Source organism: Bradyrhizobium sp. LTSPM299 (assembly GCF_000938235.1).
In the GTDB taxonomy this organism is placed as follows: Bacteria; Pseudomonadota; Alphaproteobacteria; order Rhizobiales; family Xanthobacteraceae; genus Bradyrhizobium.
Genome location: NZ_JYMU01000006.1, coordinates 159,868 through 180,783, shown reverse-complemented (window position 1 = coordinate 180,783; position 20,916 = coordinate 159,868). Strand labels below are relative to the sequence as shown.

Annotated in this window: 16 protein-coding genes and 1 pseudogene; 15 read left to right on the top strand and 2 right to left on the bottom strand. The window is 62.7% G+C overall.

Features of this window, described 5'->3' with window-relative positions; translation table 11 throughout:
* Positions 1-107: 107 nt before the first annotated feature.
* The 3 genes from rpoC (at position 108) to UP10_RS01920 (ending at position 8,759) form a co-directional block, all read left to right on the top strand.
* Positions 108-4,310: a DNA-directed RNA polymerase subunit beta' gene (gene rpoC, locus UP10_RS01930; protein WP_044538533.1), complete on the top strand. Its 4,203-nt coding sequence runs from the start codon at positions 108-110 to the stop codon at positions 4,308-4,310.
* 179 nt (positions 4,311-4,489) lie between these two features.
* Entirely contained in the window at positions 4,490-6,547 is a 2,058-nt protein-coding gene (locus tag UP10_RS01925) for an FAD-dependent oxidoreductase (protein WP_044585726.1), read from the top strand.
* 169 nt (positions 6,548-6,716) lie between these two features.
* Positions 6,717-8,759, top strand: coding sequence for an ABC transporter ATP-binding protein (locus UP10_RS01920; protein WP_044585725.1), 2,043 nt, complete (start codon positions 6,717-6,719; stop codon positions 8,757-8,759).
* A gap of 39 nt (positions 8,760-8,798) precedes the next feature.
* Here the strand turns inward: UP10_RS01920 and UP10_RS01915 are convergent, their stop codons facing one another.
* Positions 8,799-10,007 (bottom strand): FAD-dependent monooxygenase, encoded by a 1,209-nt coding sequence (locus UP10_RS01915; protein WP_044586120.1) that lies wholly within the window; start codon positions 10,005-10,007, stop codon positions 8,799-8,801.
* 113 nt (positions 10,008-10,120) lie between these two features.
* Here UP10_RS01915 and UP10_RS42740 point away from each other — a divergent pair.
* Positions 10,121-11,062 (top strand): annotated as a pseudogene (locus UP10_RS42740) (GNAT family N-acetyltransferase); the annotation flags it as partial.
* Between the two features lie 171 nt (positions 11,063-11,233).
* Here the strand turns inward: UP10_RS42740 and UP10_RS43895 are convergent.
* Positions 11,234-12,418, bottom strand: a complete 1,185-nt coding sequence (locus UP10_RS43895; RefSeq protein ID WP_044586119.1) for an FAD-dependent oxidoreductase — start codon at positions 12,416-12,418, stop codon at positions 11,234-11,236.
* Between the two features lie 675 nt (positions 12,419-13,093).
* On the opposite strand from UP10_RS43895, the gene rpsL reads away from it, so the two are divergent.
* The 11 genes from rpsL (at position 13,094) to rplV (ending at position 20,901) form a co-directional block, all read left to right on the top strand.
* Positions 13,094-13,465, top strand: a complete 372-nt coding sequence (gene rpsL, locus UP10_RS01900; protein ID WP_044538537.1) for a 30S ribosomal protein S12 — start codon at positions 13,094-13,096, stop codon at positions 13,463-13,465.
* Positions 13,466-13,478: 13 nt separating this feature from the next.
* Positions 13,479-13,949 (top strand): 30S ribosomal protein S7, encoded by a 471-nt coding sequence (rpsG, locus tag UP10_RS01895; RefSeq protein ID WP_044538538.1) that lies wholly within the window; start codon positions 13,479-13,481, stop codon positions 13,947-13,949.
* 29 nt (positions 13,950-13,978) lie between these two features.
* Positions 13,979-16,051 carry an elongation factor G gene (gene fusA, locus UP10_RS01890; RefSeq protein ID WP_044538539.1) on the top strand — a complete coding sequence of 691 codons (2,073 nt, stop codon included), beginning with the start codon at positions 13,979-13,981 and terminating at the stop codon, positions 16,049-16,051.
* Between the two features lie 39 nt (positions 16,052-16,090).
* Positions 16,091-17,281 (top strand): elongation factor Tu, encoded by a 1,191-nt coding sequence (gene tuf / locus UP10_RS01885; protein ID WP_044538540.1) that lies wholly within the window; start codon positions 16,091-16,093, stop codon positions 17,279-17,281.
* Positions 17,282-17,366: 85 nt separating this feature from the next.
* The gene (gene rpsJ / locus UP10_RS01880; protein WP_002712302.1) at positions 17,367-17,675 is read left to right on the top strand and encodes a 30S ribosomal protein S10; all 309 of its coding nucleotides are present in this window, start codon (positions 17,367-17,369) and stop codon (positions 17,673-17,675) included.
* Between the two features lie 54 nt (positions 17,676-17,729).
* Positions 17,730-18,449, top strand: a complete 720-nt coding sequence (rplC, locus tag UP10_RS01875; protein WP_044585723.1) for a 50S ribosomal protein L3 — start codon at positions 17,730-17,732, stop codon at positions 18,447-18,449.
* 1 nt (position 18,450) lies between these two features.
* Positions 18,451-19,071, top strand: coding sequence for a 50S ribosomal protein L4 (gene rplD / locus UP10_RS01870; RefSeq protein WP_044538542.1), 621 nt, complete (start codon positions 18,451-18,453; stop codon positions 19,069-19,071).
* Complete coding sequence (locus tag UP10_RS01865; protein ID WP_044538543.1) at positions 19,068-19,367, top strand: 50S ribosomal protein L23; 300 nt, start codon at positions 19,068-19,070, stop codon at positions 19,365-19,367. Before rplD ends, UP10_RS01865 begins: the two co-directional genes overlap by 4 nt.
* Positions 19,368-19,379: 12 nt before the next feature.
* Positions 19,380-20,213 carry a 50S ribosomal protein L2 gene (rplB, locus tag UP10_RS01860; protein WP_044585722.1) on the top strand — a complete coding sequence of 278 codons (834 nt, stop codon included), beginning with the start codon at positions 19,380-19,382 and terminating at the stop codon, positions 20,211-20,213.
* 12 nt (positions 20,214-20,225) lie between these two features.
* Positions 20,226-20,504 (top strand): 30S ribosomal protein S19, encoded by a 279-nt coding sequence (rpsS, locus tag UP10_RS01855; RefSeq protein ID WP_018272137.1) that lies wholly within the window; start codon positions 20,226-20,228, stop codon positions 20,502-20,504.
* A 10-nt stretch (positions 20,505-20,514) separates the two neighbouring features.
* Positions 20,515-20,901: a 50S ribosomal protein L22 gene (rplV, locus tag UP10_RS01850; protein WP_044538545.1), complete on the top strand. Its 387-nt coding sequence runs from the start codon at positions 20,515-20,517 to the stop codon at positions 20,899-20,901.
* The last annotated feature ends 15 nt before the right edge of the window (positions 20,902-20,916 follow it).

The following is a 20,916-nucleotide window of genomic DNA, read 5'->3' as shown; positions in this document are numbered from 1 at the left end:
CTCAAATGCGCCGGGCATTCGTGCTCCGTTCGGACGCTGAGCGGGCGCGGGCTGAATAGAAGTTTCGAATTTGCTGCCGGTGACGATCGGCACGCGAGGAGAAGACCATGAACCAAGAAATTATGAATCTTTTCAATCCGACGACGCCGGCTCAGGTCTTCGACCAGATCCGGATTTCGATCGCGTCTCCGGAGAAGATTCTGTCCTGGTCCTACGGCGAGATCAAGAAGCCGGAGACCATCAACTACCGTACCTTCAAGCCGGAGCGTGACGGCTTGTTCTGCGCCCGCATCTTCGGACCGATCAAGGATTACGAGTGCTTGTGCGGCAAGTACAAGCGGATGAAGTACAAGGGCATCATCTGCGAAAAGTGCTCGGTCGAGGTGACGCTGTCGCGCGTCCGGCGCGAGCGCATGGGCCATATCGAACTGGCAGCACCGGTTGCGCATATCTGGTTCCTGAAGTCGCTGCCGAGCCGCATCGGCCAGCTGCTCGACATGACGCTGAAGGATCTCGAGCGGATCCTGTACTTCGAATACTACGTCGTGCTGGAGCCGGGTCTGACCGCGCTCAAGGACCGTCAGTTGCTGTCGGAAGACGAGTACCTGAAGGCGCAGGACGAATACGGCCAGGACAGCTTCACCGCCATGATCGGCGCCGAAGCGATCCGTGAACTGCTGAAGGGGTTGGAGCTCGAAAAGCTCGATGCGCAGCTGCGCGCCGACATGGCGGAGACCGACTCCGAAATCAAGCACAAGAAGCTCGCCAAGCGCCTGAAGATCGTCGAGGCCTTCCGCTACTCCGGCAACAAGCCGGAGTGGATGATCATGACGGTCGTGCCGGTGATCCCGCCGGATCTGCGCCCGCTGGTGCCGCTCGACGGCGGCCGCTTTGCGACCTCCGACCTCAACGATCTCTACCGCCGCGTCATCAACCGCAACAACCGCCTGAAGCGGCTGATGGAGCTGCGTGCGCCCGACATCATCATCCGCAACGAAAAGCGCATGCTGCAGGAGGCCGTCGACGCGCTGTTCGACAACGGCCGCCGCGGCCGTGTCATCACCGGCGCCAACAAGCGACCGTTGAAGTCGCTCGCCGACATGCTGAAGGGCAAGCAGGGCCGGTTCCGTCAGAACCTGCTCGGCAAGCGCGTCGACTATTCGGGCCGTTCGGTGATCGTGGTCGGTCCCGAGCTGCGCCTGCATCAGTGCGGCCTGCCGAAGAAGATGGCGCTCGAGCTGTTCAAGCCGTTCATCTATTCGCGGCTCGACGCCAAGGGCCTGTCCACCACGGTGAAGCAGGCCAAGAAGCTGGTCGAGAAGGAGCGTCCGGAGGTCTGGGATATCCTCGATGAGGTGATCCGCGAGCATCCGGTGCTGCTGAACCGCGCGCCGACGCTGCATCGCTTGGGCATCCAGGCGTTCGAGCCGGTGCTGATCGAGGGCAAGGCGATCCAGCTGCATCCGCTGGTCTGCGCCGCCTTCAACGCCGACTTCGACGGCGACCAGATGGCCGTGCACGTTCCGCTGTCGCTCGAAGCGCAGCTGGAAGCGCGCGTCCTGATGATGTCGACCAACAACATCCTGCACCCTGCGAACGGCCAGCCGATCATCGTGCCGTCGCAGGACATTGTGCTCGGTCTCTACTACGTCTCGATCATGCGCGAAGGCCTGCCCGGCGAGGGCAAGACCTTCGGCGACATGGCCCAGCTCGAGCACGCGCTGCACTCGAAGGTCATCCACCTCCACACCAAGATCAAGTACCGGTGGGACGGCATCGGCGAGGACGGCAAGCAGTCGCGTCGCTGGATCGAGACCACCGCCGGCCGCGTCATGCTGGGCACCCTGCTGCCGAGGAGCCCGAGGGTCCCGTACGAGATCATCAACAAGCTGATGACCAAGCGCGAGATCTCCGGCGTCATCGACCAGGTCTATCGTCACTGCGGCCAGAAGGAGACGGTGATCTTCTGCGACCGCATCATGGCGCTCGGCTTCTACAACGCGTTCAAGGCCGGCATCTCGTTCGGCAAGGACGACATGGTCGTGCCGCACAGCAAGTGGAAGATCGTCGAAAACACCCGTACGTTGGCGAAGGATTTCGAGCAGCAGTACAATGACGGTCTGATCACCCACGGCGAGAAGTACAACAAGGTCGTCGACGCCTGGTCGAAGGCGACGGAAGAGATCGCCAAGGCGATGATGAAGGAAATTTCCGCCACCAAGCGGACGGCAAGCGGAGCGGAAGCCGAAGTCAACTCGATCTACATGATGGCGCACTCCGGTGCGCGTGGTTCGCCGGCGCAGATGCGCCAGCTTGCCGGCATGCGCGGGCTGATGGCCAAGCCGTCGGGCGAGATCATCGAGACACCGATCATTTCCAACTTCAAGGAAGGTCTGTCGGTGCTCGAGTACTTCAACTCGACCCACGGCGCCCGCAAGGGCCTCGCGGATACTGCGTTGAAGACCGCGAACTCGGGTTACCTGACCCGCCGTCTGGTCGACGTCGCGCAGGACTGCATCATCACGCAGTCCGATTGCGGTACCAAGCTCGGCATCAAGATGCGCGCCATCATCGATGCCGGCACCGTGGTTGCTTCGCTCAGCTCGCGCATCCTGGGCCGCACGGCCTGCGATGACGTGCGCGATCCCCTCACCAACAACGTTGTCGTCAAGCGCGACACGTTGATGGAGGAGAGCCATGTCGACGCGATCCAGCAGGCCGGCATCCAGGAAGTGAAGATCCGCTCGGCGCTGACCTGCGAGCTCGTCAACGGCATCTGCGGCATGTGCTACGGCCGCGATCTCGCGCGCGGTACTCCGGTCAACCACGGTGAGGCCGTCGGCGTCATCGCGGCGCAGTCGATCGGTGAACCCGGCACGCAGCTGACGATGCGTACGTTCCACATCGGCGGCGCGGCGCAGCTCAACGAGCAGTCGTTCGTCGAATCGAACTTCGACGGCAAGATCGTGATCAGGAACAAGGCGATCTTGCGTAACAGCGAAGGCCAGCTGGTTGCGATGGTGCGCAACATGGTGGTTGCGATCGTTGACGCCGACGGCACCGAGCGCGCGACGCATCGTATTCAGTACGGTTCGCGCATGCACGTCGACGAGGGCGACACCGTCAAGCGCGGCCAGCGCATCGCGGAGTGGGATCCCTATTCCCGCCCGGTGCTCACCGAGGTCGAGGGTACGATCGGGTTCGAGGATCTGGTCGAGGGCCAGTCGATCTCGGAAACGCTCGACGAGTCCACCGGTATCGCCAAGCGCGTCGTCATCGACTGGCGCTCGACGCGCGGCGGTGCGGACCTGCGTCCGGCCATCGTGGTCAAGGGCAAGGACGGCAAGGTGCTGAAGCTCGCGCGCGGCGGCGACGCCCGTTACATGCTGTCGGTCGACGGCATTCTGTCGGTCGACACCGGCGCGAAGGTGAAGGGTGGCGACATCCTGGCGCGTATCTCGACCGAGAGCGCCAAGACACGCGACATCACCGGCGGTCTGCCGCGGGTGGCTGAGTTGTTCGAGGCTCGCAAGCCGAAGGACGCGGCGATCATCGCGGAAATCGCGGGCACGATCCGCTTTGGCCGTGACTACAAGAACAAGCGCCGCATCTCGATCGAGCCGATGGACAAGACCGAGGAGCCGCGCGAGTACCTGATCCCGAAGGGCAAGCACATCCACTTGCAGGACGGCGATATCGTCGAAAAGGGCGACTTCATCGTCGAAGGCAATCCGGCACCGCACGACATTCTGGCGATCAAGGGCATCGAGGAACTCGCTGCCTATCTGGTCAACGAAATCCAGGAAGTCTACCGGTTGCAGGGCGTGCTCATCAACGACAAGCACATCGAGGTGATTGTTCGTCAGATGCTGCAGAAGGTCGAGGTCACCGATCAGGGCGACACCGACATGATCTCGGGCGAGCAGGTCGACAAGATCGAGTTCGACGCGCTCAACGTCAAGGCAAAGGAAGAAGGCAAGAAGATCGCCACGGGAACGCCGGTTCTGCTCGGCATCACCAAGGCGAGCCTGCAGACCCGCTCCTTCTTCTCGGCGGCGTCGTTCCAGGAGACCACGCGCGTGCTCACCGAAGCGGCCGTCAACGGCAAGGTGGACCCGCTCGAAGGCCTCAAGGAGAACGTCATCGTCGGCCGTCTGATCCCGGCCGGCACCGGCGCCTCGATGGCGCGGCTCCGCGAAGTTGCGGTGAAGCGCGACAAGCTGATCATCGACGAGCGCGAGAAGCAGCAGGCGGCGATCGTGCCGACGGCACCGGAAGCGGAGCCGCTGGCCCTGCCGCCGGCGGAATAGGCGCCCGTGAGACTACGGTATTGACGAAAAGGCCGGCTTCGCGCCGGCCTTTTTGCTGCTTTCTTTGCCTGCTGCGGTGCAGGGACGCGCTTTGTTCATCTTTCCTTCAGGGTGAAAAGCGCTTTTGCTAGGGTGACTTAGACCGGCTGCTTGGCAGTTCCGGAGACGACGGAATTCAAATGCTTGACTTGGCTATCGTAGGCGGCGGCCCGGGGGGGCTGATGAGCGCTTGGTATTTGAAGCGCAAGCTCGGCGACCTCTGCCGCATCACCATTTTCGAAGCGTCGGGCCGGCTCGGCGGCAAGGTTCTTACGCGCAAATTCGAAACCGCGCCCGCGATGTACGAGGCCGGCGTCGCAGAGATCTACGACTACTCGATGACCGGGCCCGACCCGCTGCGCGAGCTGATCCAGCATTTCGGGCTGCAGACGATTCCGATGGATGCCGAGCAGGTGCAGCTCGACGGCGAACTGCTCGCCGATGTCCCGGGCATGCGCCGCAAATACGGGCCCAAGACCGCGGCTGCGATCGAGTCGTTCCGCAAGCGCTGCGCCGATCTGGTTTCGCCGATCGAATATTATGAGGGCGTCGGCGCCCACGACAACGAGCACCCTTGGGCCTACAAGACCGCCGAGCAGGTGCTCGACGAAGAGGTCGATGATCCCATCGCCAAGCGCTTCTTCAAGGTGATGGCACGCTCCGATATCGCGACCGAGAGCCACAACACCAACGGCCTCAACGCCCTGAAGAACTACGTGATGGACGTCGACGGCTATATCGGCCTGTACTCGATCCAGAACGGCAACGAACAGTTGATCGAGTGCCTGCGCTCAGAAGTCGACGCCGACATCCAGCTCAACCATCGCGTCCTCAAGGTCGGCAAGGTGGCCAGTGGCCGCTACCAGCTCAACATGATGAACGGCAAGGGGCCGGAGACGCGCGACTTCGATCTCGTGCTGGTCTGCCTGCCGCATTCCTGGCTCGCCACCATGCGCTGGGACGGCGAGGCGCTGCGCCAGTCGATGGTCAAGCACGTCGCCTATTTCGACCGGCCGGCGCACTATCTGCGCGTCTCGATCCTGTTCGACGAGCCGTTCTGGGGTGAGAAGATTCCGGGCGCCTGGTTCATGTCGGAAGCGTTCGGTGGCTGCTGCGTCTACAATGAAGGCGCGCGCCACGATGTCGGCAAGCACGGCGTGCTGAACTGGCTGATCGCGGGCTCCGACGCGCTGGCGTTCGCCAACCTCAGCGACCAGGAGCTGTTCGAGGCCGCGCTGAAGTCGCTGCCGGCCTCGCTCGGCAACGCGCGCGAGCATTTCCTGGAAGGCAAGATCCATCGCTGGCTGTCGTCGGTCAACGCGCTGCCGGGCGGCCTGCCGGCGCGCGACGTCATGACCAATCATCGCCCCGAGCCCAAGCAGCATCCGGGCATCGTGGTGGTCGGCGACTATCTGTTCGACTCGACGCTGAACGGACTGCTCGACTCCTCCGACGCGGCGACCGACATCATCCTCACCGAGTGGATGCGGCTGCGCCGCGCCCGCTCGCAGGAAGCGGCGAAGGTGTCCGACAAGATCGACCGCGGTTACTTCGAGAACTACCGCGGGCAGGGTCCGTACAGCGAAGCCTGGCGCAACTTCACCGACCCGGCCTATCTGATGGACCTGGTCAAGACGGTCTGGGGCAGGGCGAAGGGCTACAAGCTGCTGGTTGCCGGCTCCGCCAGCGGCGAACTCGTCGGCGCGCTGCGCGAACGCGGCGTCGATGCCTGGGGCATCGAGAACAATCGCACCATCCACGGCAAGACGCCGAAGGCGCTCAAGAAGTACAACAAGCTCGGCTCGGTCGTCGACATGCCGTTCAAGGCCAACGAATTCGACTTTGTGTTCGAGACCTCACTGTGCCATCTCGGCGAAAAGCAGGTCGCGCGTGCGGTGCGCGAGTTCAACCGCGTGGTCAAGACCGGCCTGGTGTTCGGTTCGGTGACCTCGGACATGGCGCCGGCGCTGATCGATCGCTACGACCTGCTGCGTGGCGTGAAGAAGCTCGGCACCTGGTGGGAATGGTCGGAGTTGTTCTTCGGCAACGGATTCGATCTGTCGATGCATCGCCGCGACTGCACCGACGCGCTGTGGGCTCTGACGCTTGCAGCAGGCAAGGGGCCGGGTCAGTGGTACGCCGACTCCGACAGCCTGCGCTATTCCTTCTTCGACAAGGTCGAAGCCGACGACGACTAGAGCTGACGGAATCGGAAACGATTCGGTCCTCACTTGGCTTGGTGCGGCGCGTCCGCCGCGCCAAACGCTTTGCTGAATTGATCCTGATCGCATAGGATCGCGGCCGCAGCGCTTGTCGACTGCGATTTCGATTTGCGGTCATGCCGGCCGTGGAGCATCGGTTGGTTTCATGGCGCCAAAGCCTCCCGCATCTGACGATCTGAAACCGGCCGTTGCCGATGATCCCGAGATGAAGAAGAAGCTCGCGGCGGCGTCCGGTGCGCCTGTGTCGGCTGCATCGGCGAAGGCGTCCGCTGCGCCGGCGGACGACGATGATGATGAGGATGACGACGAGCTTGAGTTCGACGACGATGAAGACGACGAGGACCTCGTCGTCTTCACGGCCAAGGAAGCCGCCGGTGCGCTCTCCACGATCTTCAGCTTCGTCAAGCCGTTTCTGGCCAGCTACAGGAGGCTGTTTGTCTTCGTCGGCTTCGGCCTGGTGGTCGAGACGTTGTTCAACGTCATCATGCCGCTCAGCCTGAAATTCCTGATCGACGACGCGCTCGGCGAGGAAGACTTCCAGGCGCTCTACAAGATCCTCGGCGTGCTCGCGGTCGCGGGCATCGTCACCTCGATCATCGCGGTCTGGTATGAGCGCTGGGATGCGCGGCTTGCCGCCGGCATCATCTCCGACGTCCGGACGCGGCTGTTCGATCATCTTCAGAACCTGCCGTCGTCTTATTTCGCCCGTACCAAGCGCGGCGAAATCCTGTCACGCTTCTCGATCGATCTCGCGGCGTTCGAGGGCTCGGTCAAGAGCTTCGCTAACAGCGCGGCGTTGCCGATCCTGGAGTTGGTCGCGGGCATCATCCTGATGCTGTTCCTGAATTGGCAGCTCGCCGTCGTCGCCTTGCTGGTGTTTCCGATCACGCTGATCGGCCCACGCATCCTGACCCCGAAGGCCGTGCACGCCAACTACGAACAGAAGCTCCAGGAGTCGGCGCTGCTGGGAATGGTGCAGGAGAACGTGGCCGCGCAAGCGGTGGTGAAGGCGTTCAACCTGCAGCGCCGCGCGCTCGGCTGGTTCACCATGCGCAATCGCGATGTGCGGGCGAGGGCGGCCTCCGCCATGTTCCTGTCGACCATGGTGGAACGTACCGTCACCATCTCGGTGCTTTTGCTGCACCTCGTGGTGCTGGCGATCGGAGCGTATCTGGCAACCAAGGGGCAGATCACCGTCGGCACCTTCGTGACCTTCGAGAGCGCGTTCTGGGAGGTGTCGTACAACATCGCCCATATCATGCATTTCATCCCGGTCTCGATCCAGTCGGCGGCGGCGGTGCGGCATATCCAGGAGATGCTCGACGAGCCGACCCGCGGCGCCGACCGTCCCGGCGCGCCCGATCTGCCGCGCATCACCCACGACATCACCTTCGAGCACGTTACTTTCCAGTACGAGAACGCGCAGACCCCGGTGCTCGACAATCTCAGCCTCAAGCTCAATGCCGGCAAGAGCATAGCGATCGTCGGCCCCAGCGGCTCCGGCAAGAGCACGCTGCTCAACCTGATCCTGCGCCTCTACGTGCCCGACGAGGGCCGTGTCACCATCGACGGCGTCGACATCCGCCGCGTGACGCGGGAATCGCTGCGGTCGAGCATGGCGGTGGTCTTCCAGGAGAACATGCTCTTCAACATGTCGATCCGCGAGAACATCCGGCTCGGCAAGGAAGGCGCGACCGACGCCGATGTCGTGGACGCAGCCAAGAAAGCGGAGATCCACCGCTTCATCATGAGCCTGCCGCAGAAATACGACACCTCGGTCGGCGAACGCGGTGACACGCTGTCAGGCGGCCAGCGCCAACGCATCGCGATCGCGCGCGCGATCATTCGCAATCCGTCGGTGCTGCTGCTGGACGAGGCGACGTCGGCGCTCGACCAGACCACGGAAGCCGCGATCAATCGCACGCTGCTCAAGGTCTCCAAGGACCGCACCATGATCTGGTCGACGCACCGCCTGACCTCGGTGGTCGAGATGGACGAGATCATCGTGATCTCGGGCGGCAGGGCGATCGAGCGCGGCTCGCACGCCGAACTGCTCGCCGTGAACGGCGTCTATCGCAAGCTCTGGGACGATCAGGGGCAGGCGCTGCACAGCGCGGCCGATCCGGCAGACGACGATGAAGACGAAGATGATGACGACGATGATGATGAGGGGGATGACGAGGAATAATTCCTCGTATTCGCTTTGCGGTCGATCGCGCCGCTCGGCTCAGGCGGGCCGCCCGCGCTGCGATTGTCCGCTGATCACGCGATGTTCAGGGCGCGCGGCCCGTGCGGGCAGCCGCTTGCGGATCGCATAGCGGACGCCCTGCGCGGAGCGAACCGCGAAACGGCCCCAGCGCGCGGCCCGCCAAGCAAGTCCGCGATCGATCGAGAGCGATCGGAGATGATAGGCCTTGGCGAGCGATTGCGCCTCGCACGCGACCTTGGCGGGGTCTTCGTAGAATTGCCTGATCTTGTCGACATCCATGCCGTCGGTCGCAAGCCAGGCCGGTATATGGATGTTGCAGAGGCGCTCGACGTCGGTGAACACTTTGGTCGTACCGGTGCCTGCAGCCGGACAGGACGTCGAGAAGGCGTCGCCGGCCAGGACGACACCTGGCTGAAGATAATCTTCCGTCGCGCAGAGGTCAGCGGGCCTGATCCGGACCGGGCCGCCGACGCTGAAGTCGCCCATCATGCGATGCAGGCCCGGCATCATCGCGATCAGGAGCGCTTCGGGAGCCTGCCGGAAGTCGCGCAGCCACGGATCGGTCATGTCGCGGTAGACCATCAGGTTGGCCCGCATCCGGTCGCCGATCGGGAAGATTGAGAGATAAGCCATCCGTGCAGCCGGCCGTCCCGGCCAGTAGGTCAGCGCCGGAAATTCGAAGCCGGCGCGGCCGACCGGCGCGACGTCGAACCCCAGCGTGATCGAATGACACGCGCTGATGACGCGACGTTCCATGCCGAGCATCTGGCGAAGGCCGATGTTCAATCCGTTGGCGAGCACGACGAGGCGCGCCGAGAGCAGGTCGTCGTTCGCGAGCGTGATCTGCTGGCGCTCGTCGCTGGTGGCGACCGCGTAGGCCTTGCCGTGGATGATCTCGACACTTGAAGGGATCTGCGCCCGCACGGCGTTGACCAGCGTGTCATACATGATGCCGTGCTGGTCGCTCGGTTTCTTCGCGACCACAAGTCCGAAGCGCGCCTCCCAGACCTCGCCGTCGAGCGTGGCGGAGCGCAGCGCTTGTTCGGCGAGTCCGGTCCTGCGCAACAGCTCGAGCTGATCGCCGCCCAGCTTCTCGCAACGCAGCTCGGGCGGATAGCTGACGTGTGGATCGATCAGGCAGGCCGACACGCCCGCGCGCCCCAGCATGGCGGCGGCAGTCGCGCCGGCAAGACCGCCGCCCACGATCGCAACGTCGGTATATCGCATGGTCACCGCATTGGGTTTTGCGCGCCGATGTGAAGCGGCAATCATGGGCCGGAATGGCAAAGAAACGCTGAAGCGCCGATCACGATCTGGTCAACGCGGTTGGGTTTAATTGAATGACAATCTCAGGCGAGCACGATGTTGCGTCGAAGCGGTCGCGCGGGCCAATTGCGATGATCTCGGTAACGATTGATTCACCAAGCCTGGACCTCTGCGTGCAGTGGGACGATCTTGTCCTGCGGGCGTCTCCGAACGTTTTCATGCATCCTGCGGCGCTGCAGGCGGCCAACGACACGAATTTCGCCCGGACCGAGATGCTGCTGGCATGGCATGTAAGCGCCGGCCCGCGCCGGCTCGTCGGCGTTTGGGCGATGCAACGGCGCAGGCCGGTTCCGTACTGGCCAGAGGTGCTGGAGACGCTGCCCTACAACTATGCCTTCCTGTCCAATCCGGTCGTCGACCCCGCCCATGTCGACGAGGTGATTCCGGCGCTGCTGGCCGCGATCGAGACGAACCCGCGGCTGCCGAAAACGATGAACCTGATGTCGTTCGATGCGGATACGCCGAGCCACGCGGCAGTGCTCAACACGCTGTCCGCGCGCGGCATCGTCCCGCTGGTGTTGTCGACGGGTGCGAGGCCGTTCGTGACCAGGGAGTTCGGCGTCAAGCGGTCCGGCTCGACGCGCAAGAAGCTGCGCCAGGACTGGAACAGGCTGTCGGCGCTAGGCGCCGTCGACATCATTAACGACAGATCCTCGGCTGCGGTGCGCGCGTCGTTCGAGACGTTCCTGGCCATGGAGCAGGGGAGCTGGAAAGGCACGCGAGGCACCGCGTTGCTGTCGCACGATCATGATGCTGTGTTTGCGCGGACGCTCGTGCAAAACCTCGCAGCCCGCCAGTGCGCTTCGGTTGCGCTGTTGCGCGCCGGCGGTGATGCGATCGCGGCGCAGGTCCTGATGTACTGCGGAACGACGGCCTACACCTGGAAGACGGCGTTCGATGCCAGGTTCGGCAAATATTCGCCCGGTGCGCTGCTGGTCGACAAGATCACCGACCAATTGCTCACGGACAGCGATATTTCGGCGATCAACTCCTGCGCCGCCGAAGATAGTTTCATGGGGCAGCTATGGGCCGGTCGCCGTCCCATGGTGGATATGATGATCGACGTTCGCGCCGGTCATTCGCTGGGTTACCGGATGGAAGCCAGCCGACAGCTCGGCTACCAACTGCTACGGCGTCTGCGCCATCGCATGCGTCACCGCCGCCTGGCGCCGCCCGCTGCGCAGCCGGCGAAGGCGGCCTTCGCCGAAATAGACCAGAAAGCGCGCCCAGCGCTGGGCTTGCCAGTAAGCTCCGCTATCGATCGACACCGAGCGGAAGTTGAACGCCTTGGCGTTTGACCAGGCGTCGCAGGCGATCTTGAGCGGATCGTTGTAGTACGCTGCGATTTTTTCTGCGCCCATCCCGTCGGTCGCAAGCCAGGCCGGGATGTGGACGTTGCAGAGTTGAGCCACGTCGGTGAACACCTTGTCGGTCCCGGTGCCGGTGACGGGGCAGGTGGTCGCGAAGGCGTCGCCGACCAGCACGATGCCCGGCTGCTGATAGCCGGTGCTGACATAGAGGTCCGCGGGCCTGATCTTAATGTCGCCGGCAACATCGAAGTCGCCGGTGATGCGGCGCAGCCGCGGCAGCGCCGCGTTCAGCGTCTCGACTGGATTGTGCCGCATCGCGCGCAGCCAGGGATCGTCGGCCTGGCGGTAGGTAAAGAGGTTGGCGCGCATCCGGCTTCCGACCGGAAACAGCGTGATGTAGGGGATCCGGTCGCTCGGCCGTTCCGAGAAATAGGTCATGGCCGGGAACGGGAAGGCCGGGCGCCCCACTGGCACGAAATCGAATCCGATCGAGATCGAGTGGCAGACGCTGGTGATCTGGCGCTCGATGCCGAGCATCCGGCGCAGCCCGACGTTTAACCCGTTGGCGAGCACCACCAGTCGCGCCGAGATCGTCTCGCCACTGGCGAGCACCAGCGTCTGCCGCTCGGCGCTGGTCGTGACCTCGACGACCTTGTCGCAGATGAATTCTGCCGGTCCCGATATCTCGGATCGGATCGCGCTGATCAGCGCGTCATACATGATGCCGAATTGCTGGCTCGGCGCCTTGTCGAGCAGCCGGCCGAATCGCGCAATCCAGTTCTCGCCGTCCGACGTGCTCGACCGCAGCACGGATTCGGCAAGGCCAGTCCTCGCGAATCGCTCGAGCTGCACGGCTCCGCCGAGCTTCTCGACCCGGAAATCGAACGGATAGACCTGGTGCGGGTCGATCAGGACGCTCGGGACTCCGGCGCGTCCGAGCATCGCGGCGGCGGTCGAGCCTGCAAGACCTCCGCCGATGATCGCGATGTCGGTGTACCGCATGAAGGGCTTCTGGCTCATAGAACCCGCTTTTTGCGCCGCAAATGGCAAATAAAGGCTTAGTTTTGGGCTTGGCCTTGAATGCAAAGCTGTAGAGAGTTGTTTCTAATCTTATTTTACCCGGATACAATATATCTCCGAATCCGCGTGGCGAGGAGGTGGATGTCATAAATCGTCGCGGATTGAGCGCCGGCGAAATGCAAAATCCGCAGGCGCCAGAGGCGTTTCTTTGCTTGTCGTTTTGCTTGACTTCACTATCTCTCGCTTATACAACCCGGCCACTTAACGACAGGCGGTGAGCAACGCCAGCGTCGGAACGGAACACCCGGAAGGCCTTTTTCAGGCCGGGACGGGCACCAACCTCGACGAATGCCGCTCAAACGCTGTCGATGATAGCTAGGCAATGCCAGGACGATTTAGTTCTCTTGAGGGAGTCCTCTTGAGAGTGAATTCGGATGCATGACCTCGGTGGCGGACTGACCAGCCAGTGCTGATCGGTCCGGGATCGCGGTCCTCTGTGGCGTCGATGCGCTTTCCGCCCAGTGATGGGTGGTTGGCGCGATTTCGCTTTGCGTGGATGTTTGATCCGCGTCGGGCGAGCCGTACGGGACGGTTGTTCCCGAGAGGAATTTGCGGAGCCACTCAAGGTTTCGCGCGAATTAAAAGGGTGAAGGCTGCATGCCGACGATCAACCAGCTGATCGCAAGTCCACGTGAAGTGCAGAAGTCGCGCAAGAAAGTGCCGGCGCTGCAGCAGTCGCCGCAGAAGCGCGGCGTTTGCACGCGCGTCTACACCACGACCCCGAAGAAGCCGAACTCGGCGCTTCGTAAGGTCGCCAAGGTGCGCCTGACGAACGGCTTCGAGGTGATCGGCTACATCCCGGGTGAAGGCCATAACCTGCAAGAGCACTCGGTGGTCATGATCCGCGGCGGTCGCGTCAAGGACTTGCCCGGCGTGCGCTACCACATCCTCCGCGGCGTGCTGGATACCCAGGGCGTCAAGAACCGTAAGCAGCGTCGTTCGAAGTACGGCGCCAAGCGTCCGAAGTAAGCGGGAAGATCAGATGTCTCGTCGCCATTCTGCTGAAAAGCGTGAAGTGAACCCGGATCCGAAGTTCGGGAACATTGTCATTACGAAGTTCATGAATTCGATCATGTACGACGGCAAGAAGTCTGCCGCCGAAAGCATCGTCTATGGCGCGCTCGCCATGATCGAGAGCAAGACCAAGCAAGGTCCGCTGCCGGTTTTCGAGCAGGCGCTGGAAAACGTGATGCCGACCATCGAAGTGCGCTCGCGCCGCGTCGGTGGTGCCACCTACCAGGTGCCGGTTGAAGTGCGCACGGTCCGCCGTCAGGCGCTGGGCATTCGCTGGATCATCACGGCGGCGCGTGATCGTAATGAGAAGACCATGACGGAGCGGCTCTCGGCGGAGCTGCTCGATGCATCGAACAACCGGGGCAACGCCGTCAAGAAGCGTGAAGACGTGCATCGGATGGCGGAAGCCAACCGTGCCTTCTCGCACTATCGCTGGTAACGGCGACTAACGGATCCAAGGAACAGCCCATGCCCCGCGTTCATGCCATAGAGAACTACCGTAACTTCGGTATCATGGCGCACATCGATGCCGGCAAGACCACGACGACCGAGCGCATCCTCTATTACACCGGCAAGAGCCACAAGATCGGCGAAGTGCACGAAGGTGCCGCGACGATGGACTGGATGGAGCAGGAGCAGGAGCGTGGCATCACGATCACCTCGGCCGCGACCACCGCGTTCTGGAACGGCAAGCGCCTGAACATCATCGACACCCCCGGCCACGTCGACTTCACCATCGAAGTCGAGCGTTCGCTGCGCGTGCTCGACGGCGCCGTGTGCGTGCTCGATTCGAACCAGGGCGTTGAGCCGCAGACCGAAACCGTCTGGCGCCAGGGCGACAAGTACCGTGTTCCGCGCATCGTCTTCGCCAACAAGATGGATAAGACCGGCGCCGACTTCTACAAATGCATGCAGGATATCGTCGATCGCCTCGGCGCCAAGCCGATTGCGATCCAGCTTCCGATCGGTTCCGAGAATAATTTCAAGGGCCTGGTCGATCTCGTCCGTATGAAGGCCGTGATCTGGGAAGAAGAGAAGCTCGACGCCAAGTTCTCAGACGTCGATATTCCCGAGGACCTGATCGAGAAGGCGAAGGAATATCGCGAGAAGCTGTTGGAAGCCGCCGTCGAACTCGACGACGAGGTTCTCGCCGCTTACCTCGACGGCAACGAGCCCGATGAGGCGACGTTGAAGCGCATGATCCGCAAGGCCGTGCTGACCGGCGCGTTCTTCCCGGTGCTGTGCGGCTCGGCGTTCAAGAACAAGGGCGTCCAGCCGCTGCTCGACGCGGTCGTGGATTATCTGCCGTCGCCGGTCGACGTGCCCGCTATCAAGGGCCTCGATGAAGACGGCAACGAAATCGTTCGTCTTCCGAACGACAGCGAGCCGCTGGCCCTGTTGGCGTTCAAGATCATGGACGATCCGTTCGTCGGCACCATCACCTTCTGCCGTATTTATTCCGGCACGCTCATGTCGGGCACCGGCGTTATCAATTCGACGCGTGACCGCAAGGAGCGTATCGGCCGCATGCTGCTGATGCATGCGAACAACCGCGAAGACATCAAGGAAGCCTATGCCGGCGACATCGTGGCGCTGGCGGGCCTGAAGGAAGCGCGCACCGGTGACACGCTGTGCGATCCCGACAAGCCGGTGATCCTCGAAAAGATGGAATTCCCGGAGCCGGTGATCGAAATCGCGATCGAGCCGAAGTCGAAGGCCGACCAGGAAAAGCTTGGCGTCGCGCTTGCGAAGCTTGCCGCGGAAGATCCGTCGTTCCGGGTGTCGACCGACCAGGAGTCCGGCCAGACCATTCTCAAGGGCATGGGCGAACTCCATCTCGACATCAAGGTCGACATCTTGCGCCGTACCTACAAGGTTGACGCCAACATCGGTGCGCCGCAGGTGGCGTTCCGTGAGCGCGTCACCAAGAAGGCCGAAGTCAAGTACACGCACAAGAAGCAGACCGGTGGTACCGGTCAGTTCGCCGAAGTATCGATCGTGGTTGAGCCGAACGAGCCAGGTGCGGGTTACGTGTTCGAGTCCAAGGTTGTTGGTGGCTCGGTGCCGAAGGAATACATCCCCGGCGTCGAAAAGGGCCTCAACAGCGTCATGGGCTCCGGTGTCGTCGCCGGCTTCCCGGTGGTCGACGTCAAGGTGACGCTGGTCGACGGCAAGTATCACGACGTTGACTCGTCGGCGCTGGCCTTCGAAATCGCATCGCGCGCGGCATTCCGCGAAGCGCTGCAGAAGGGCAAGTCTGTTCTGCTCGAGCCGATCATGAAGGTCGAAGTGGTGACCCCGGAAGACTACACCGGTTCGGTCATCGGCGACCTGAATTCGCGGCGCGGCCAGATCCAGGGTCAAGACATGCGCGGCAATGCCAACGTGATCAACGCGATGGTGCCGCTCATGAACATGTTCGGTTACGTGAACAACCTGCGCTCGATGAGCCAGGGTCGCGCGACCTTCACCATGCAGTTCGATCACTACGCCGAAGCTCCGGCGAACGTGTCGGCTGAAGTCCAGAAGAAGTTTGCCTGATTGTCGTTGATGGCAGTCAACGATTGAACGGAGAGTCAAATGGCCAAAGCTAAATTCGAGCGTAACAAGCCCCACTGCAACATCGGCACCATCGGTCACGTCGACCATGGCAAGACCTCGCTGACCGCAGCGATCACCAAGGTGCTCGCAGAAACCGGCGGCGCGACGTTCACCGCCTACGACCAGATCGACAAGGCGCCGGAAGAGAAGGCGCGCGGTATCACGATCTCGACCGCTCACGTCGAGTACGAGACCGCCAACCGTCACTACGCTCACGTCGACTGCCCCGGCCATGCCGACTACGTGAAGAACATGATCACCGGCGCTGCCCAGATGGACGGTGGCATCCTGGTAGTGTCGGCCGCCGACGGCCCGATGCCGCAGACCCGCGAGCACATCCTGCTCGCCCGCCAGGTCGGCGTTCCCGCGCTCGTCGTGTTCCTGAACAAGTGCGACATGGTCGACGATCCGGAACTGCTCGAGCTGGTCGAGATGGAAGTCCGCGAATTGCTGTCGAAGTACGACTTCCCGGGCGACACCATTCCGATCATCAAGGGTTCGGCTCTCGCCGCCCTCGAAGACAAGGACAAGACGCTCGGCCACGATTCGATCATCGCATTGATGAAGGCCGTCGACGAAAGCATTCCGCAGCCGGCGCGTCCGATCGACCAGCCGTTCCTGATGCCGGTCGAAGACGTGTTCTCGATCTCGGGTCGCGGCACCGTTGTGACCGGCCGTGTCGAGCGCGGTATCGTCAAGGTCGGCGAGGAAATCGAAATCGTCGGTCTGCGCGATACCCAGAAGACCATCGTCACCGGCGTCGAAATGTTCCGCAAGCTGCTCGATCAGGGCCAGGCCGGCGACAACATCGGTGCGCTGCTCCGCGGTACCAAGCGCGAGGAAGTCGAGCGTGGCCAGGTGCTGTGCAAGCCGGGTTCGGTCAAGCCGCACACCAAGTTCAAGGCTGAGGCCTACATCCTGACCAAGGAAGAGGGCGGTCGTCACACCCCGTTCTTCACCAACTACCGGCCCCAGTTCTACTTCCGCACCACCGACGTGACCGGCGTCGTGCATCTGCCCGAAGGCACCGAGATGGTGATGCCGGGCGACAACATCGCGATGGAAGTGCACCTGATCGTGCCGATCGCGATGGAAGAGAAGCTGCGTTTCGCTATCCGCGAGGGCGGCCGCACGGTCGGTTCGGGCGTCGTTTCCTCCATTATTGAGTAAGCGGATATTGCGAGTAGCGGGCGGTTGGAGCCGTTCGCTATTCGCCACTACTCGCCACAAGCGACGACAGAAAGAGACAACGGCAATGAACGGCCAGAATATCCGCATCCGACTCAAGGCGTTCGACCATCGAATCCTCGATACGTCGACCCGCGAGATCGTGAACACGGCGAAACGTACTGGTGCCCAGGTTCGCGGACCCATTCCGCTACCGACCCGCATCGAGAAGTTCACCGTCAACCGTTCACCGCACGTTGACAAGAAGAGCCGCGAGCAATTCGAGATGCGCACCCACAAGCGCCTCCTCGACATTGTCGACCCGACCCCACAGACCGTCGATGCGCTGATGAAGCTCGACCTGGCCGCCGGTGTCGACGTCGAGATCAAGCTCTAAGGTTTTTGGATTTTTACGTTCGCAACTGCGGACAGAAAGACAGGAAGCACGCCGATGCGCTCCGGAGTGATCGCACAAAAGGTCGGGATGACGCGGGTCTTTACAGAGGCCGGCGAGCATATCCCTGTGACCGTGCTGAAGTTGGGCAACTGCCAGGTGCTGGGCCACCGCACGACCGAGAAGAACGGCTATGTCGCCCTTCAGCTCGGCTCGGGTGCCCGCAAGACCGTTTACTTGCCCAAGGCGGAACGCGGCCAGTTCGCGGTCGCCAAGGTCGAGCCGAAGCGCAAGGTCGCCGAATTCCGCGTGTCGGAAGACGCGCTGATCCCCGTCGGCGCCGAGATCCAGGCCGACCATTTCGTGGTCGGGCAGTTCGTCGACGTGACCGGCACCTCGGTCGGTAAGGGTTTTGCCGGCGGCATGAAGCGCTGGAATTTCGGCGGTCTGCGCGCCACCCACGGTGTGTCGGTCTCGCATCGTTCGATCGGTTCGACCGGCGGTCGTCAGGACCCCGGCAAGACCTTCAAGAACAAGAAGATGCCCGGTCACATGGGCGTCGATCGCATCACCACGCTCAATCTGCGCGTGGTGCAGACCGACGTTGAGCGCGGCCTGATCCTGGTCGAAGGCGCCGTTCCCGGCTCCAAGGGCGGCTGGATCTCGGTGCGCGATGCGGTGAAGAAGCCGCTGCCGAAGGAAGCTCCGAAGCCCGGCAAGTTCAAGGTTGTCGGCGGCGAGGCTGTTGAGGCCGTGGCCGAGAAGGAGGGTGCGTGAGATGGAACTGAAAGTCACCACCCTTGAAGGCAAGGAAGCTGGCTCGGTCCAGCTGTCGGACGAGATTTTCGGTCTCGAGCCGCGCAAGGATATCATCCAGCGTTGCGTGCAGTGGCAGCTGAACAAGCGGCAGGCCGGCACCCACAAGGCAAAGGGTCGCGCCGAGATCTGGCGCACCGGCAAGAAGATGTACAAACAGAAGGGCACCGGTGGTGCTCGTCACGGCTCGGCCCGCGTGCCGCAGTTCCGCGGCGGTGGCCGTGCGTTCGGTCCGGTGGTTCGCTCGCACGAGACCGGCCTGCCGAAGAAGGTTCGCGTGCTGGCACTCAAGCATGCGCTGTCCGCCAAGGCCAAGGACGGCGGCCTGATCGTGATCGACAATGCGCAGCTCGAGGCTGCCAAGACCAAGGCCCTGATCGGGCACTTCTCTGGTCTCGGCCTGACCAATGCGCTGATCATCGACGGCGCCGAGCTGCACAACGGCTTCGCGATCGCGGCCCGCAACATTCCGAACATCGACGTGCTGCCGATCCAGGGCATCAACGTTTACGACATTCTCCGCCGCCACAAGCTCGTGCTGACCAAGGCTGCGGTTGATGCGCTGGAGGCGCGCTTCAAATGAAGAATATCGACCCGCGCCATTACGACGTGATCGTCGCCCCTGTCGTGACCGAAAAGGCGACGCTCGCCTCCGAGCACAACAAGGTGCTGTTCAAGGTCTCCGGCAAGGCCACCAAGCCGCAGATCAAGGAAGCGATCGAGAAGCTGTTCGACGTCAAGGTGAAGAGCGTCAACACGCTCGTTCGCAAGGGCAAGACCAAGGTGTTCCGCGGCAATCTCGGCTCGCAGTCGGACACCAAGCGCGCGATCGTGACCCTTGAAGAGGGCCACCGCATCGACGTGACGACCGGACTATAGGGCGCAACCACGATGGCATTGAAAACCTACAATCCCACGACGCCGGGCCAGCGCCAGCTGGTCATGGTCGATCGTTCGGCGCTCTACAAGGGCAAGCCGGTGAAGGCGCTGACCGAGGGCAAGCTCGGCAATGGCGGCCGCAACAACACCGGACGGATCACCGTGCGTTTCCGCGGTGGCGGCCACAAGAAGGCCTACCGCACCGTCGACTTCCGCCGCGACAAGGTGGACGTGCCGGCGGTCGTGGAGCGGCTCGAGTATGATCCGAACCGCACCGCGTTCATCGCGCTGATCAAGTATCAGGACGGCGAGCTGGCCTATATCCTGGCGCCGCAGCGGCTGGCTGCGGGCGACACCGTCGTCGCCGGCAACTATGTTGACGTCAAGCCCGGCAATGTCATGCCGCTCGGCAACATGCCGGTCGGCACGATCATTCACAACATCGAGCTGAAGATCGGCAAGGGCGGGCAGCTCGCACGTTCGGCCGGTACCTACGCCCAGATCGTCGGCCGCGACCAGGACTACGTGATCGTCCGCCTGAATTCGGGCGAGCAGCGTCTCGTGCACGGTCGTTGCCGCGGCACGATCGGCGCGGTCTCGAATCCCGATCACATGAACATCTCGATCGGCAAGGCCGGTCGTACCCGCTGGCTCGGCTGGCGCCCGCATAACCGCGGCGTCGTCATGAACCCGATCGACCATCCGCACGGCGGTGGTGAAGGTCGGACCTCGGGCGGTCGCCACCCGGTTACTCCGTGGGGCAAGCCGACCAAGGGCAAGAAGACCCGCACCAACAAGTCGACCACCAAATTCATTCTCCTCAGCCGCCACAAGCGGAAGAAGTAAGGAACGCCGGACATGGTTCGTTCAGTCTGGAAAGGCCCGTTCGTCGAAGGCTCTCTGCTCAAGAAGGCAGATGCCGCGCGTGCGTCCGGCCGTCATGACGTCATCAAGATCTGGAGCCGTCGCTCGACCATCCTGCCGCAGTTCGTCGGCCTGACGTTCGGCGTCTACAACGGCCAGAAGCACGTGCCGGTCGCGATCAACGAGGAAATGGTGGGTCACAAGTTCGGCGAGTTCTCGCCGACCCGTACCTTCCACGGCCACTCGGGCGACAAGAAAGCCAAGAAGGCTTGAGGATAGAGCGATGAGCAAACCTAAGCGCGAACGTGTCCTCGCGGACAATGAGGCCAAGGCCGTCGCCCGCATGTTGCGCGTCAGCCCGCAGAAGCTCAACCTGGTGGCGCAGCTGATCCGCGGCCGCAAGGCTTCGGCTGCGCTCGCCGACCTGCAGTTCTCGCGCAAGCGGATAGCGGTCGATGTCAAGAAGTGCCTGGAATCGGCGATCGCGAATGCCGAGAACAACCATGACCTCGAAGTCGACGACCTGGTCGTCGCCGAGGCGCATGTCGGCAACGGCATCGTGATGAAGCGTTTTGCACCGCGCGGCCGTGGCCGTTCGGGCCGTGTGTACAAACCATTCGCGCACCTGACCATCGTGGTTCGTCAGGTCGCGGCCGAGGCAAGCGCTTAAGAGCGCAGGAGAAGA

What these genes read in the sequence shown, in the direction of transcription:
- rpoC (WP_044538533.1), top strand. Translation starts at nt 108, where the DNA reads ATGAACCAAGAAATTATGAATCTTTTCAATCCGACGACGCCGGCTCAG.
- UP10_RS01925 (WP_044585726.1), top strand. Translation starts at nt 4,490, where the DNA reads ATGCTTGACTTGGCTATCGTAGGCGGCGGCCCGGGGGGGCTGATGAGC.
- UP10_RS01920 (WP_044585725.1), top strand. Translation starts at nt 6,717, where the DNA reads ATGGCGCCAAAGCCTCCCGCATCTGACGATCTGAAACCGGCCGTTGCC.
- UP10_RS01915 (WP_044586120.1), bottom strand. Translation starts at nt 10,007, where the DNA reads ATGCGATATACCGACGTTGCGATCGTGGGCGGCGGTCTTGCCGGCGCG.
- UP10_RS43895 (WP_044586119.1), bottom strand. Translation starts at nt 12,418, where the DNA reads ATGCGGTACACCGACATCGCGATCATCGGCGGAGGTCTTGCAGGCTCG.
- rpsL (WP_044538537.1), top strand. Translation starts at nt 13,094, where the DNA reads ATGCCGACGATCAACCAGCTGATCGCAAGTCCACGTGAAGTGCAGAAG.
- rpsG (WP_044538538.1), top strand. Translation starts at nt 13,479, where the DNA reads ATGTCTCGTCGCCATTCTGCTGAAAAGCGTGAAGTGAACCCGGATCCG.
- fusA (WP_044538539.1), top strand. Translation starts at nt 13,979, where the DNA reads ATGCCCCGCGTTCATGCCATAGAGAACTACCGTAACTTCGGTATCATG.
- tuf (WP_044538540.1), top strand. Translation starts at nt 16,091, where the DNA reads ATGGCCAAAGCTAAATTCGAGCGTAACAAGCCCCACTGCAACATCGGC.
- rpsJ (WP_002712302.1), top strand. Translation starts at nt 17,367, where the DNA reads ATGAACGGCCAGAATATCCGCATCCGACTCAAGGCGTTCGACCATCGA.
- rplC (WP_044585723.1), top strand. Translation starts at nt 17,730, where the DNA reads ATGCGCTCCGGAGTGATCGCACAAAAGGTCGGGATGACGCGGGTCTTT.
- rplD (WP_044538542.1), top strand. Translation starts at nt 18,451, where the DNA reads ATGGAACTGAAAGTCACCACCCTTGAAGGCAAGGAAGCTGGCTCGGTC.
- UP10_RS01865 (WP_044538543.1), top strand. Translation starts at nt 19,068, where the DNA reads ATGAAGAATATCGACCCGCGCCATTACGACGTGATCGTCGCCCCTGTC.
- rplB (WP_044585722.1), top strand. Translation starts at nt 19,380, where the DNA reads ATGGCATTGAAAACCTACAATCCCACGACGCCGGGCCAGCGCCAGCTG.
- rpsS (WP_018272137.1), top strand. Translation starts at nt 20,226, where the DNA reads ATGGTTCGTTCAGTCTGGAAAGGCCCGTTCGTCGAAGGCTCTCTGCTC.
- rplV (WP_044538545.1), top strand. Translation starts at nt 20,515, where the DNA reads ATGAGCAAACCTAAGCGCGAACGTGTCCTCGCGGACAATGAGGCCAAG.